Raw genomic sequence first — 14031 nt, forward strand, 5'->3', positions numbered from 1 at the left:
CGATCAAGGGCAGCGTTAGCGACGCGCCTGCATCATGGCAATAAAGCGATCAAACAGCGGCGCCACATCACGCGGGCCGGGACTGGCTTCCGGGTGACCTTGGAAGCTAAACGCCGGGCGGTCAGTGCGCTCGATTCCTTGCAGCGTGCCATCGAACAGCGAACGGTGCGTGGCGCGCACGTTGGCTGGAAGGGTCGCTTCATCGGCAGCAAAGCCGTGGTTTTGGCTGGTAATCATTACCGTGCCGGTGTCTAAATCCTGCACCGGATGGTTAGCACCGTGGTGGCCGTGGCCCATCTTGATGGTTTTGGCACCCGAGGCCAGCGCCAGCAACTGGTGGCCAAGGCAAATGCCAAATACCGGCGTATTGCTTTCCAATACGTCCTGAATCGCCTTGATGGCGTAATCACAAGGCTCGGGATCACCAGGGCCGTTAGCCAAAAAGATCCCATCCGGATTCATCGCCAACACGTCAGCAGCAGGCGTCTGTGCCGGTACGACCGTCAACCGGCAGCCGCGCTCGGCCAGCATACGCAGGATGTTAAATTTCACACCGAAGTCATACGCCACCACATGGTAAGGACGCTCACCTTTAGTAGTATCAGCATAGCCCTCGCCCAACGCCCACTCGCCTTGCGTCCATTCGTAAGCCTCTTTGCACGAGACTTCCTTGGCCAGATCCATGCCCTTCAACCCAGGAAATGCCTTCGCTGCCGCCAGCGCCCGCTCTACCGCATCATCGTCCTCTGCTTCTGCACCCGCCAGAATCGCACCGTTTTGCGCGCCTTTATCACGCAGAATGCGCGTTAAACGGCGAGTATCGATATCCGCAATGCCCAGCACATTTTGGCTTTTTAGATAGTCAGACAGACTTTGCTCTGAACGGAAACTGCTGGCTAGCAGAGGTAAATCACGAATTACCAGGCCCGCTGCGGCAATCGATGCAGATTCCACATCTTCCGAATTAATGCCGGTATTGCCGATATGTGGATAGGTTAGCGTGACGATTTGGCGGGTGTAAGAAGGGTCAGTGAGGATTTCCTGGTAGCCGGTCATGGCTGTATTGAACACCACCTCACCGCTTGTGACGCCATCTGCGCCAATGGCAATTCCATGAAACACGCTGCCATCTTCCAGGGCTAATATCGCGGGTTTGCTCAATGCGGGGTTATTCAAGACAAGTTCTCCCATGCTGGTGGGAGCCTGTGGGCGCAGGCTCGGCGATCCGGTTTGTCGGCGTTTGCGTGCAAACGTCGGGTCGTAAAAAAGCGGGACGAAGCCGATAGTAAAAAAATCGGTTTCATCCCGCTTGTTGTTCTCTTCCGTGGCGAATGGCCATGGCGCAGCGTTAGCTGACTGTTTTTAACCTAAGGCCAGTGCAACAAGCGCGGTGCTTACCCTGCAGAAATTTGTTCGCTGCAGATATTTTGCTGCTTTTTGCAGCCACTGGGCCAAAATTTTTGGAATGTTACAGGATTTATCGACCTTAGGCTAGCCCTAAAACTACCAGTAACTTTACATGCCCAGTTTTAATCATGCAATCAATATGCCACAGCCTTAGGGCTATCGGTAAATGAGGAAGATAGAAGTCGCCCAATTTTTTTTGTGTACGTAATCAATATATTTGGTTGCCTTTCGGATGTTTTTTTGTCTACTCTTTCCCAGGCTTGACCAAATGGTCAAACTCGCTTTTCGATAGCTCACCCAACAAATACAAAGAGAATATCGTCATGCCACAAAGTCCTACGCCGTATTCCGGCTCCCCACCCGTCCAGCCAACGAGCACCCTGGATAATTACTTTAATGTCAGCCGCCGCGGCTCCTCGGTGAAGACCGAAGTGCTTGCAGGCATCGCGACGTTTCTAGCTGGGATGTATATCATCGTGGTCAACCCAGCCATCTTATCTGATGCGGGCATTCCCTTCTCTGCTGCGCTCTCTGCCACCGTGGTCATCAGCTTTTTGAGTAGCTTGGCCATGGGCTTGTATGCCCGCAACCCAATTTTGGTTGCTCCCGGAATGGGCATGAATGCGTTGTTTACCTACACCCTGGTGCTTGGTGCAGGGTTATCGTGGGAAGTTGCTCTAGGCTGCGTATTCTGGTCAGGAGTACTGTTCGCTGTTTTGGCTCTGTTTAACGTTCGCGAAGCCATCATCGAGGCCATTCCAGCCTCATTGCGCTATGCCATTACTTGCGGAATAGGACTATTCATTACGTTTATTGGGCTCAAAAATGCCGGGTTCATCGTAGCCAACCCAGCGACCCTTGTTAGCCTTGGTGATCTAAACGCAAGCCTAATAACCTTCTTTATTGGCCTAATAGTAACTGCGATATTGGTCATTCGCGGCTTCAATGGCGCTTTGATCCTAGGCATCGCCTTAACCACTCTGCTGGCAGCCCCTATGGGGCGGCTGTGGAGTGACGACGTATTGGTCGCTTGGCAAGGCCTAGCCGCCTGGCCGGATTTCTCGGCAGTAATGAAGGTCGATATTCTAGGCGCCCTCAAGGTCGCTTACCTGCCGTTCATTTTCGTGATGCTATTTACGAACTTCTTCGACTCACTGTCTTGCTTTATGGCGCTATCCGAGTCTGCTGACCTTAAGGATGCTAACGGTAATCCACGCAACCTCAAGCGCTCCATGACGGTGGATGCTTTCGCATCGATGATCGCGGCTCCCCTCGGCACCAGTGCGGCGCAAACCTTTATCGAATCCGGTGCTGGCGTTGCCCAGGGCGGCCGCACAGGACTCACGGCAGTCGTTATTGGCGTGTTATTTTTGCCTTTTCTGTTTCTCTCGCCGTTGCTGTCCCTAGTTCCCAGCATCGCAACTGCTCCAGCTCTTGTTTTGGTGGGGCTGTTCATGATGGCACCGATTGGAAAAATTGGCTGGAACCGTCTCGATGAAGCTTTCCCCGCATTTCTGGCCATCATTTTAATGCCGCTGACCTACTCCATCACCCTGGGTATCGCCTTCGGCTTTATCAGCTTTGTACTCATCCGGCTTGCTACCGGCAAGCTGAATGAGATTAAGCCTGCTATGTGGGTCTCCGCCCTGTTGGCGGTGGTGATGCTGCTGACAGCACAATAGACGACTCCTCTCATGTTGAGTCATCAAGAAATACCCCGTTTCTCATGCACCACTTGACCGATCGGACAGCAACTAAGCAACCAATAACAACATAACGGGTAGGACTATGATTACATTTCACCTCAATGGGCAACCGCATCGCGTTACAGCGGATGTTCACCTTAGTGTTCTGGAACTACTAAGAGAACAACTACACCTGACCGGCACCAAGGAAGGTTGCGCATCGGGTGATTGTGGCGCTTGCACGGTAGCCATCGGAGCACCCGACGCCAATGGCGAGCTACGCTACCACAGCGCCAATGCCTGCATCATGCCCGCTCATCAGCTCCAAGGCCGCCACTTAGTCACCGTCGAAGGTCTCGCTGACGACCAGCAATACCTGCATCCCGCCCAAGCAGCCATGGTTGAATGCCATGGCAGCCAATGCGGCTTTTGCACGCCGGGCATTGTGATGTCACTGTTCACACTGCACGAAGAGCAACACACTAATCCGCTTGCCACGCCCTTTAGCCCTGAGCGCCTTGAAGCCGCACTTGGCGGCAACCTGTGTCGCTGCACTGGCTATCGCCCCATTCGCGATGCGGCATTAGCCATGAACAGTATCGATGGTCATCGCCCTATCTGGTTAGATGCCACACTGAATGATCCGCAAGATAATCAGCACGAGGCCAACCTGGACGAAACCAGCAGCCGCTTCCATCAGCCTCGCCAATTAAATGAACTAGTACGTCTGCGCGCAGCCCATCCAGAGGCACGCTTGGTTGCGGGCGCCACTGACCTTTGGCTTGAAGTCACCCAACAACTAAAGGACTTACCGCGGGTTATCGATACCACTCGCGTAAGTGAGCTGCAGCAAATTGAACAGGGTCAGGATGCGAGCGGGCGCCCCGGTTGGTGGATCGGAGCAGCCGTCACCTATGCACGCCTGGAGCCTCTACTCGAGAGTCAATATCCAACCTTTGTCCATCTTCTGCACCGCCTAGGCTCGGCACAAGTACGCAACCGTGGCACCTTGGGCGGCAACGTTGCCAATGCATCCCCCATCGGCGATACCCCGCCGGTGCTGCTGGCTCTTGATGCACAGCTTCGCCTAGCAGGCCCTAACGGCTCCCGCGAGATTGCCGCCAGCAACTTCTTCATCGACTACAAAAAAACCGACCTGGCTGACAATGAGGTGTTAAGCGCAGTTTTCATCCCGGCCCCACAAGCAGGCCATCAGTTGAAAGTATGGAAACTCTCGAAGCGGCGCGAAGATGACATTTCTGCCGTGCTGGGTGCCTTTGCCTGGCATCTGGAGGATGGATGTTTACGCGATGTACGCCTGGCCTTCGGTGGCATGGCTGGCATACCTGCCCGAGCCCGCGGGGCCGAAGCGGCTCTCGAAGGAAATCCCCCCTCACCAAGCGTCTTCGAGGCTGCACGCCAAGCGCTCGCGAATGACTTTTCACCGATGAGCGATGTCCGGGGCAGCGCTGACTACCGTTCGCGTTCAGCGAGTGCGCTACTTGAACGCCTGCGTCTGGTCATCGAATCGTCTACCCACGCTCAACCACACACTCAGGAGGTGATGCTCCATGCGTACGCTCACTGATCTGCCAGCACCACAGCCTGAGCAGAAAGCAATTCAGCCAGCACAACATACCGGCCGTTTTTTTTCTGGCACCTCGGCCAATCACGAAAGTGCCATCAAGCATGTCACCGGACGCGCGGCTTATATTGATGACCTAGCCCTTCCGGCCAATGCTCTCCACTTAGCTGCGGGACTGTCGTCTGTCGCCCACGGTCGTATTACCCGAATGGATCTGGAAGCAGTAAGGGCGGCGCCGGGCGTGGTCGATGTCATTAGCGTGGCAGACGTACCTGGCCATACCGATATTGGCCCCGTTTTCCCAGGGGATCCCATCATGGCTGACGGCGAAGTGCTCTATGCGGGCCAGGTGCTATTCGCCGTGGCGGCCGACAGCCATCGTGCGGCTCGTCAAGCAGTCGAAAAGGCAATTATCGAGATCGAAGAGCGCCCTGCAAGCCTCGACCCCGTTGCTGCCGCCAACGCGGGCGATCTGGTACGCCCTACTCATCAACAGATCAGTGGAGACTGGGAAAAAGCCTTTGCCGACGCTGCCATTGTCGTTGCTGGCAAACAGTTTGTCGGTGGCCAGGAACACTTCTACTTGGAAGGGCAAGCCTGCGTCGCTCATCCCAGCGAAGACGAAGGCGTTATGATTCATACCTCCAACCAGCATCCTAGCGAGACGCAGAAACTGGTTGCCGAGGTGCTCGGCATTCCCTTCCATGCCGTTACCGTCGAGACTCGCCGCATGGGGGGCGGATTCGGCGGCAAGGAAACACAGGCTTCTCCCTGGGCTTGCCTAGCCGCCCTAATCGCTAGACGAACCGGGCGCAGCTGCCGCTTCCGCTTACCGCGGGTCGACGACATGCGCGTCACCGGAAAGCGCCACCCTTTTCATAACGACTACCGTCTTGGCGTCGATGCTCAGGGCGTGATTCTGGGTGGCGATATCAATGTAATCGGCGACTGTGGCTATTCACCCGACCTTTCCGACGCCATTGTTGATCGCGCTATGTTCCACTCGGATAACGCCTATTCGCTGGGTGACGTCCGCGTTACAGGATATCGAGCGCGCACCCATACGGCCTCTAACACAGCCTTCCGCGGCTTCGGCGGCCCCCAAGGTATGATGGTTATCGAGGCGGCAATGGAGGATATCGCTCGCCGTCTGGGCGAAGATCCGTTGACGATACGCAAGCGCAACTTTTACCGCGACGGCCGCAACACGACGCATTACGGCCAGACGGTAGATCAGACCGTTCTACTGCATGAGCTGGTTGAGCAACTCGAAACCTCTAGCGACTACTGGCAGCGGCGCCGAGCGATCCGAGAGTTCAACGCCAAGAGCCCCGTCATTCGCAAAGGCTTAGCGTTGACCCCGGTAAAATTCGGCATTTCCTTCACCGCCCAGCACCTCAACCAAGCGGGCGCGCTTCTTCACGTCTATACCGACGGCAGCGTCATGATCAACCATGGCGGCACCGAGATGGGCCAGGGGCTGCACACCAAGATTTGCCAAGTAGTTGCGCGTGAGTTGGGGCTGGATCTTGATAGCGTGCGCATCACCGCCACGCGTACCGACAAGGTGCCCAACACCTCTCCCACCGCCGCCTCCAGCGGTGCCGATCTCAATGGCCAGGCGGCGCGCGATGCGGCACTCAAACTAAAAACACGACTTTATGACTTTGCCGCCGAGCACTACCATCTCGATCGAGAAACTATCCACATCAAAGAGGGTTATTTAATAGCCGGCTTTGGCGAAAGTGAACGCCGCATCGCTTGGGGAGAGCTGGTTCAAGCCGCTTATCTATCGCGCATCTCACTTTCGGAAAAAGGCTTTTACGCTACCCCATTGATCCATTATGACCGCGCCACCGGCAATGGACGCCCTTTTTACTACTATGCCTTTGGTGCGGCGGTGGCCGAAGTTTCAATCGATACCTTGAGCGGCGAGTACCTGGTAGATCGTGTCGATATTCTCCACGACGTGGGTGACTCACTGAATCCGGCTATCGATATCGGCCAGGTCGAAGGTGGTTTTATTCAGGGGATGGGCTGGTTAACCAGTGAAGAGCTGAAATGGAATAATAAAGGCCAACTGATTTCCAATGGCCCCGCGACCTACAAGATTCCCACTTACGGCGACCTACCCGCCACTTTCAACACCTCCTTAATGGAAGGCCACCCCAACTCCATGGCCAGCATCTATCGTTCCAAGGCCGTGGGTGAACCCCCGTTCATGCTTGGTATGTCGGTATGGGCGGCACTGCGTGACGGCTTGGCCAGCCTAAACGGATACACTCAGGCGATACCTCTGGACACCCCAGCCACACCGGAGCGAGTCATGGCGGCAGCCGAAGCCGCACGCGCCAAACTTGCCCCTGACGCTGACAAACGGCACAGCAATGGCCATTAAGCCTTCCCTCTCTAACTATCTTCAGGAGCAACAGTATGAATGAAGAGCAAGGACCATGCCTGAAACAAGAGCAGGGGCAAGCCTGGTTAATACGTGCACGGGTCTTGAGTTTCGATGCCGACCCCGGCGATGGTGACACGCCCCGAGAGGGTAGCGTTGTCTACCACCAAGACGGTGCTCTATGGTGGGCCGACGGTCGCATTCAGGGCGTCGGCGACTATCGCACTCTGGCCCCTCAGCTACCCGCCGATATCAGCGTCATCGACCAGCGCGACAAGCTGGTCATGCCAGGCTTTATTGACAGTCATGTCCACTATGTTCAGCTCGATATCATGGCCTCTTATGGCCGCCAACTGCTGGACTGGTTGAATGACTACACCTTTCCTGAAGAGTGCCGTTTCGCCCAGCGTGCACATGCCGACAACATGGCCGACGCTTTTCTCAAAGAGTTGATGCGAGTCGGGACCACCACCGCCCAAGTGTTCTGCTCAAGCCATCCCAATTCGGTAGATGCCTTCTTCAGTGCTGCCCAACGCCGCGGCCTATGTATGCTTGCGGGCAAGGTACTAATGGATCGCCACGCCCCTGAAACACTGACTGATAAGACCCTCGGCGGCATTCGTGATACCGAGCGCTTAATCAGCGACTGGCATGGCACCGATCGCCTTGGCTATAGCGTTACGCCGCGCTTTGCTCCCACGTCCACACGCACCCAGCTTGATGCCGCTGGCGGCCTGCTGCGCAACGATGAAAGCCTCTGGCTACAGACTCACTTATCGGAAAACCTCGGCGAGCTGGACTGGGTAGCCGAGCTATTTCCAGAAAGCCGTGACTATCTTGAGGTTTACGAGCAGTCTGGTTTGGTTGGACCACGCAGCACCTTTGCCCATGGCATTCATCTGGACAATGGTATGCGCAAGCGGCTTGCTGATCGCAGTGCCAATATCGCTTTTTGCCCCAGCTCTAACCTCTTCCTTGGTAGCGGCTTGTTCGACCGCCACGCCGCTCATGAAAATGGGTTAAATCTCACCCTGGCCAGCGATATTGGCGCTGGCACCGATCTTTCCGGGTTGGCGACTCTCAAGGCGGGCTATCAAGTAGGACAACTGCTCGGCCAGCCGCTGACGGCTTGGGCAGGCTTTCACGCCCTGACCAGAGGCAATGCCGTATCCCTATCGCTAGATGACCGCATCGGCCGTTTCGCACCCGGCATGGATGCCGACTTCGTCGTTATCGACCTGTCAGCCTCACCGCTGATGGCACGCCGTATGGCACGGTGCGAAAGCCTGGCAGAGGAGTTGTTCACTCTCATGATGCTAGGCGACGACCGCGCTATCTTCGAAACCTGGGCAGGGGGACGCCTACAGCACCGACGTCAAAATTAAGCAGAAAATCGATTAGGAGGGGGCCAAAAGCAACAAAGCCCCCTCACCCGCAGGTTCGGAGGCCATCAACAAAGCCATGCTCAGCAGCCAACAGAGTGCATACCGAGACACGACCTGTTGAGCTAAAACATTACTCTAAACCTAATACATCCTGCATATCGTAACGGCCATGCGCTTTATCAGCGACCCAGCGAGCAGCGCGAACCGCACCTTTAGCAAAGGTCATACGGCTGGAGGCTTTATGGGTAATTTCGATACGCTCACCTTCAGTGGCAAACATCACCGTGTGCTCGCCAACAATGTCGCCAGCGCGTACGGTGGCAAAACCAATCTCTTTGTCGGTGCGCGGACCACACTGACCTACCCGCTCATAGACCCCGTGCTCTTTTAACGTGCGGCCGATACTCTCCGCGACCACTTCTCCCATCTTAATCGCCGTGCCAGAAGGCGCATCCACTTTATGACGATGATGCGCTTCAATGACTTCAATATCGTAGCCTTCGTCACCGAGGGCTTTTGCAGCGGTCTCAAGCAACTTGAGGGTTAGGTTAACGCCGACACTCATATTAGGCGCAAACACCATGGCCACTTTATCGCGGTAGCTATCCAGTTCGGCCAGTTCGTCATCGCTCATGCCGGTGGTGCCAATCACAATGCGCTTGCCGTGCTCAGCGCAGAATGCCAAATTTGCCAAGGTGACTTGCGGCGCGGTGAAGTCGATTAGAACATCAAAGTCGTCCACAATTGCAGCGAGAGAATCGACGGCCACCACACCGCGTTTGCCAACACCTGCCAGCTCGCCAATGTCCGCCCCCGCTAAGGAACTACCTGGCTCAACGATACCACCTGCAAGTGAGGCACCTGCCTGCTGCTCTACCGCATTTACTAACGTGCGGCCCATACGGCCAGCGACGCCTACAATGGCAATTCGGGTCATGAGAACTCCTGCGCATGCGCCGTTCGGCACCAAGCTTAGTATAAGAAAAACAAGGATAAAAAAGTGGCCGAAATTATAACAGACCCCTGTTAATGATGCGGTGCTTGCTTAGGGCAGCGCGCACGCTGCCTCGAACGAATTAATTCTCCCAAACAATTTCCAGCGGCTCGTCTTTTGCCATGCGTATGAGATGACTTTCCACCACGCCCTCCAACTGATCCAGATGCTCCTCTTCCAAGGTTTCGAGGGACACAATCAAGCGATCCGCCTCGACGTGCATCAGGCAGGTGCCATTGGCAAATGTGATTTTGGCTGCCTGGTCATTCTGCTCAACCTCAAGCTTATGTGCCCAGTGCTTGCATAAGCGGTTTATCAAGCGCTCACCAGAAGGCGTTACGATTTCGGCACGGGATAAAGGCATGCTGTTTTCTCCAAAGATAGCGAGTGAACTCCTACTAGCGTAATGCCCACAACGAAAAGCGCCAAGCGGCGAATAATAATGCCTTGCAACAACACGTTCCAAAGGCGCCTCCTTAGCAGCGTACCTCGACAAACAAGCCTGTTTTCGTAATAATGCCCAGCTCAGTGAATACGAATTACACGCATAATCAATTTCCCCTTAGCGTTACCTCTCAATAGTCGCGCTGGCGACCCACGGTTAGTTTCACTTACCAACTGGTGATCAATATAGTTATTTCTTCCCACGCTTTCCGGACGCTACTTAGCGCACTAACCGCCTTAACGTTCACCGCAGCCAATGCAGATAGCATCACCGTCACCGATGTTGCAGGCCGTCAAGTCTCCTTAGATGCGCCTGCCGAGCGAGTTATCTTAGGCGAAGGAAGGCAAATTTATCTGCTTGGCCTACTAGAGCCAGAAACGCCTTTTACCCATGTAGTTGGCTGGCGGGAAGACTTTTCTCAGGCGGATCCCGACAATTACGCCCGCTATCTGGAACGCTTCCCCGACATTGAAGCAATCCCCACCTTTGGTGGCTTCAAAGATGGCACCTTTGATGTTGAGCAGGCAGCAGCGCTGAATCCTGACGTCATCCTGATGAATATTGAGGCGAAAGCAGCCACTGAAGACGCCGCCTATGACGATAAGTTAGCCGAGCTGGATATCCCTATTGTCTATGTGGATTTCCGCGAAGACCCCATCGCACATACCATTCCCTCGATGCGGATTATTGGCCAGTTGATGGGAGATGAAGCCGCTGCCGAGGAATTTATCGCCTTTGCTGAAGAACAGATGGCGCGGGTTACTGATGTTATTGAGGACGCCAACCCAGAGCGCCCTAGCGTGTTTATTGACCGGGCAGGCGGGTATTCAGATGAATGCTGCATGAGCTTTGGCCCTGGTAACTTTGGCGAATATGTCACCCTGGCTGGCGGTAGTAACATTGCCGAAGGCATTATTCCTAACAGCTTCGGCAATTTGAATCCTGAACAAATTATTGCCGCCAACCCCGAACACGTCGTTGTCACCGGCGGTAATTGGGATGCTTACGTTCCCGGTGGCGCCTGGGTGGGCGTAGGACCAGGCGCAAACATGGATCACGCTCGCGAGAAACTCGAAGCCCTCACCAAGCGCACCGCCATGACCGGTATTGAAGCGGTCGACACTGGCAACTTCCACGCCATTTGGCATCAGTTCTATAACAGCCCTTACTATTTTGTTGCTGTTCAGCAACTGGCGAAATGGCTGCACCCCGAACTGTTTGTCGATCTCGACCCTGAAGCAACAATGCGCGAGCTGCACGATCGCTTTTTGCCTATCGATTATGCACCCGGTTATTGGATATCGTTAAATGACGACTGACAGCACTGCAATGAATAGCGTTTCCCACGGACGCGCCTTCTACCGCACCCAGGTATTTCGCCGCCAAATGATCTTGGCGGCGCTGGTCATAGCACTGTTCTTAAGCCTGTGTATTGACCTTGCACTCGGCCCTGCACGTTACAGTCTTGGCGAAGTCGTTGCGGCCCTGTTTACCCCAGAGGCTGTTAGCCAGCAGGCACGTGTCATTTTGTGGGAAATTCGCATGCCCGTAGCGCTGATGGCGTTAGTGGTGGGTGCCAGCCTCTCGGTGGCGGGGGCGCAGATGCAAACGATCCTAAGCAATCCGCTGGCCAGCCCGTTTACGTTAGGCATTTCGGCCGGCGCTAGCTTTGGCGCCGCCCTGGGCTTGGCTTTTGGTGTTGCGATCATTCCTGCGGCCATTGAGTATGTCGTTCCTATCAATGCATTCCTGATGGCAATGGTGACCGCTTTTTTAATCCACGCACTCAGCCTTAAGCGCGGCGTCACCGTGGAAACGATCGTACTGCTAGGCATTGCGATGGTGTTTATTTTTAACTCATTAATGGCATTGATTCAGTTTTTTGCCAGCCAACAGGCTGTCGCCGCTGTTGTCTTCTGGACCATGGGCAGTCTAACCAAGGCAACCTGGCCAAAGTTTTGGATTGCACTCGGTGTACTGGCAGCCGTTATGCCGTTACTGGCGCGCCACGGCTGGGCGCTAACCGCTATGCGCCTAGGGGATACCAAGGCCGAAAGCATGGGTGTCAACCCACGCGCACTGCGCTTAGAAGTTTTAGTGCTGGTGTCGCTGCTGGCAGCGATTGCCGTCGCTTTTGTCGGCACCATTGGTTTTATCGGCCTAGTAGGGCCACACATTGCACGCATTCTGCTGGGTGAGGATCAGCGCTTCTTCCTGCCCGGCTCTGCTTTATGCGGCGCGCTGATCCTTTCGGTTGGCTCAGTGATTTCCAAAATCATTATCCCTGGCACCATTATTCCCATTGGCATTATCACATCACTCGTGGGCATTCCCTTCTTCCTATTTTTGGTACTCAACCATAAGAAGGCATCATGGTAACCCTACAACTCAATCACGTTTCTGCTCGCTATGGGCGTCGTCCGATTATTCAGGACATAACCACGCCGCGCTTTCAGGGTGGCCAGGTTGTCGCCCTGCTTGGCCCTAACGCTGCGGGTAAATCAACCCTGTTTCGCCGTATTCTAGGCCTGCTAAAAGGGGATGGTGAGGTGATTGTCAGTGGCACCAGTGCCGAACGCCCAGTGGCGTATATGCCTCAAGATACGGGGGCAAAAGCAGTGCTAACGGTGTACGAATCAGTGCTGCTGGCACGTATGCAAGGGCGCAGCCTAAAAGTGCAGCCTGAAGACCTTAGCCAGGTCGACCGAGCGCTTGAAGAGCTCAATATCAGTGCACTTGGCGAACGCGACATTGGTGATCTGAGCGGCGGTCAACGTCAATTGGTGAGTGCCGCCCAGGCACTGGTTCAAGAGCCTGAAATTTTAATGCTGGATGAACCTACCTCAGCGCTTGACCTTAACCGCCAAATCAACCTGCTAAGCGTACTGCGGCGTCTTGCCGATGAGCGCAACATGCTCATTCTGGTTGCCCTTCACGACCTCGGGCATGCGTTGCGCTTCACTGATGCAGCCATGGTGTTAGAGAACGGCCGCTTAATCGCCTGCGGCCCAACCGAGGAAGTAATCTCACCGGAGTTACTTCGCCAAGTTTACAAAGTGACGGCGCGTATTGAGCCATGCTCAAAGGGCCGCCCTCAGCTTATTGTCGAAGAAGCCGTTTAATCCGACGGCCTTCCAGTGTGGCCAACCCAACCCCGCTAAGTAGCAACGGCAGTGCCAGCAAAAAGCCGCTAGAAACCGGCAGGCCAAACAGCAGCCAATCTGCTAACACAGGCCACACCAACGCAATGTATTCAAAAGGCGCTAGGCGTGACGCTTCGGCGTAACGCAGCGCCAGCGTCATCGCAATATGGGCCGAGCCGCCAAACAAGCCAGACAGCACTAACAACCACACCACGTCACCCTTAAGCGGTGCCCAGCCCAAGGGCAGTGTTGCCAACCCCGCTAGCGCAGAGACCAGAATAAAGTAGAAGGCAATGGAACCGGCTGTTTCGGTACGTGAAATGCGCCGTACGGTTAGCAGCGCCCCGGCGGTTAACAGCGCGCTCAGCGCGCCTAGTGCATAGCCAGCCAACTGCCCTTGCTCGCGACTGGCCTCAAGCCCTGGCAGCACCAGCACCGCCACCCCAGCTAACGCCAACGCAATAGCGCCCGCACGATAAAGCGAGAAGCGCTCCCCCAGCAGCAAGACACCACCCAATGCCATAAACACGGGCGTCAGCTGGGCTAACAACGTAGTTTCCGCGACAGGTAACAAGGCCACCGCCGCGAACGACGCGAACATTGCCGCTGCCCCAAGCCCCGAGCGCAACGCATGACCCAGTGGACGACGCGTCGCCAATCCCTGCGGAAACTCGCGACGTAGCATCAAAAACACAACAATCGGCAACAGCGCAAATAGCGAGCGGAAAAACACCGACTGCCCTACCGGCACCTCGTCACTCACCGCTTTAATACACACCAACATGCCGGTGAACAGCACGCCGGAAAGCACCCGCAGCCCAATGCCCAACCCTGGGCGAGACTCTTCATCCGCTAGCATTTGCCCTCGTCCTTATGTGCAAATAAGTTATGTGCAAATAATCCACGCTTTAAAGGGTATCGGTTAGCGATTAAGCGATAAGCCCATCAGGCCCACTATTTTACACTATGCAACACAATGAATTAGCAAT

General features: G+C 55.2%; 11 protein-coding genes. 7 read left to right on the forward strand and 4 right to left on the reverse strand.

All coding sequences use genetic code 11. The features are described 5' to 3' along the window. Positions 1–15 precede the first annotated feature (15 nt). Positions 16–1161: a glutamine-hydrolyzing carbamoyl-phosphate synthase small subunit gene (gene carA / locus HVE01_RS05505; protein ID WP_186808811.1), complete on the reverse strand. Its 1146-nt coding sequence runs from the start codon at positions 1159–1161 to the stop codon at positions 16–18. 569 nt (positions 1162–1730) lie between these two features. On the opposite strand from carA, the gene HVE01_RS05510 reads away from it, so the two are divergent. From HVE01_RS05510 to guaD, 4 genes are all read left to right on the forward strand, one after another. Then, positions 1731–3089 (forward strand): NCS2 family permease, encoded by a 1359-nt coding sequence (locus tag HVE01_RS05510; RefSeq protein ID WP_125745138.1) that lies wholly within the window; start codon positions 1731–1733, stop codon positions 3087–3089. A 106-nt stretch (positions 3090–3195) separates the two neighbouring features. Further along, positions 3196–4680: a xanthine dehydrogenase small subunit gene (gene xdhA / locus HVE01_RS05515; RefSeq protein ID WP_146942911.1), complete on the forward strand. Its 1485-nt coding sequence runs from the start codon at positions 3196–3198 to the stop codon at positions 4678–4680. Next, entirely contained in the window at positions 4664–7075 is a 2412-nt protein-coding gene (gene xdhB / locus HVE01_RS05520; protein ID WP_146942913.1) for a xanthine dehydrogenase molybdopterin binding subunit, read from the forward strand. Before xdhA ends, xdhB begins: the two co-directional genes overlap by 17 nt. A 35-nt stretch (positions 7076–7110) precedes the next feature. Next, the gene (gene guaD / locus HVE01_RS05525) at positions 7111–8460 is read left to right on the forward strand and encodes a guanine deaminase (protein ID WP_146942915.1); all 1350 of its coding nucleotides are present in this window, start codon (positions 7111–7113) and stop codon (positions 8458–8460) included. 130 nt (positions 8461–8590) lie between these two features. Here guaD and dapB read toward each other — a convergent pair whose 3' ends face one another. Together dapB and HVE01_RS05535 are read right to left on the reverse strand one after the other, a co-directional pair. Further along, positions 8591–9397, reverse strand: a complete 807-nt coding sequence (gene dapB / locus HVE01_RS05530; RefSeq protein ID WP_125745130.1) for a 4-hydroxy-tetrahydrodipicolinate reductase — start codon at positions 9395–9397, stop codon at positions 8591–8593. 139 nt (positions 9398–9536) lie between these two features. Continuing rightward, positions 9537–9818, reverse strand: a complete 282-nt coding sequence (locus tag HVE01_RS05535) for a DUF2218 domain-containing protein (protein ID WP_125745128.1) — start codon at positions 9816–9818, stop codon at positions 9537–9539. Positions 9819–10090: 272 nt separating this feature from the next. On the opposite strand from HVE01_RS05535, the gene HVE01_RS05540 reads away from it, so the two are divergent. The 3 genes from HVE01_RS05540 to HVE01_RS05550 are packed head-to-tail and all read left to right on the forward strand — an operon-like array spanning position 10091 to position 13021. After that, positions 10091–11218 carry an ABC transporter substrate-binding protein gene (locus tag HVE01_RS05540; protein ID WP_146943117.1) on the forward strand — a complete coding sequence of 376 codons (1128 nt, stop codon included), beginning with the start codon at positions 10091–10093 and terminating at the stop codon, positions 11216–11218. Beyond that, positions 11208–12278: a FecCD family ABC transporter permease gene (locus HVE01_RS05545; protein ID WP_171880222.1), complete on the forward strand. Its 1071-nt coding sequence runs from the start codon at positions 11208–11210 to the stop codon at positions 12276–12278. The genes HVE01_RS05540 and HVE01_RS05545 overlap by 11 nt, the downstream gene beginning before the upstream one ends. Further along, positions 12272–13021 carry an ABC transporter ATP-binding protein gene (locus HVE01_RS05550; protein WP_146942917.1) on the forward strand — a complete coding sequence of 250 codons (750 nt, stop codon included), beginning with the start codon at positions 12272–12274 and terminating at the stop codon, positions 13019–13021. Before HVE01_RS05545 ends, HVE01_RS05550 begins: the two co-directional genes overlap by 7 nt. Here the strand turns inward: HVE01_RS05550 and HVE01_RS05555 are convergent. Further along, positions 12999–13901 carry a DMT family transporter gene (locus HVE01_RS05555; protein ID WP_125745122.1) on the reverse strand — a complete coding sequence of 301 codons (903 nt, stop codon included), beginning with the start codon at positions 13899–13901 and terminating at the stop codon, positions 12999–13001. The genes HVE01_RS05550 and HVE01_RS05555 overlap by 23 nt on opposite strands. Positions 13902–14031: the final 130 nt, after the last annotated feature.

Source organism: Vreelandella venusta (assembly GCF_007989605.1).
Taxonomy (GTDB): Bacteria; Pseudomonadota; Gammaproteobacteria; order Pseudomonadales; family Halomonadaceae; genus Vreelandella; species Vreelandella venusta.

Bases quoted from the DNA above. Each gene is read 5' to 3' on its own strand.
- HVE01_RS05510 (WP_125745138.1), top strand. From the start codon at position 1,731: ATGCCACAAAGTCCTACGCCGTATTCCGGCTCCCCACCCGTCCAGCCA.
- xdhA (WP_146942911.1), top strand. From the start codon at position 3,196: ATGATTACATTTCACCTCAATGGGCAACCGCATCGCGTTACAGCGGAT.
- xdhB (WP_146942913.1), top strand. From the start codon at position 4,664: ATGCGTACGCTCACTGATCTGCCAGCACCACAGCCTGAGCAGAAAGCA.
- guaD (WP_146942915.1), top strand. From the start codon at position 7,111: ATGAATGAAGAGCAAGGACCATGCCTGAAACAAGAGCAGGGGCAAGCC.
- dapB (WP_125745130.1), bottom strand. From the start codon at position 9,397: ATGACCCGAATTGCCATTGTAGGCGTCGCTGGCCGTATGGGCCGCACG.
- HVE01_RS05535 (WP_125745128.1), bottom strand. From the start codon at position 9,818: ATGCCTTTATCCCGTGCCGAAATCGTAACGCCTTCTGGTGAGCGCTTG.
- HVE01_RS05545 (WP_171880222.1), top strand. From the start codon at position 11,208: ATGACGACTGACAGCACTGCAATGAATAGCGTTTCCCACGGACGCGCC.
- HVE01_RS05550 (WP_146942917.1), top strand. From the start codon at position 12,272: ATGGTAACCCTACAACTCAATCACGTTTCTGCTCGCTATGGGCGTCGT.
- HVE01_RS05555 (WP_125745122.1), bottom strand. From the start codon at position 13,901: ATGCTAGCGGATGAAGAGTCTCGCCCAGGGTTGGGCATTGGGCTGCGG.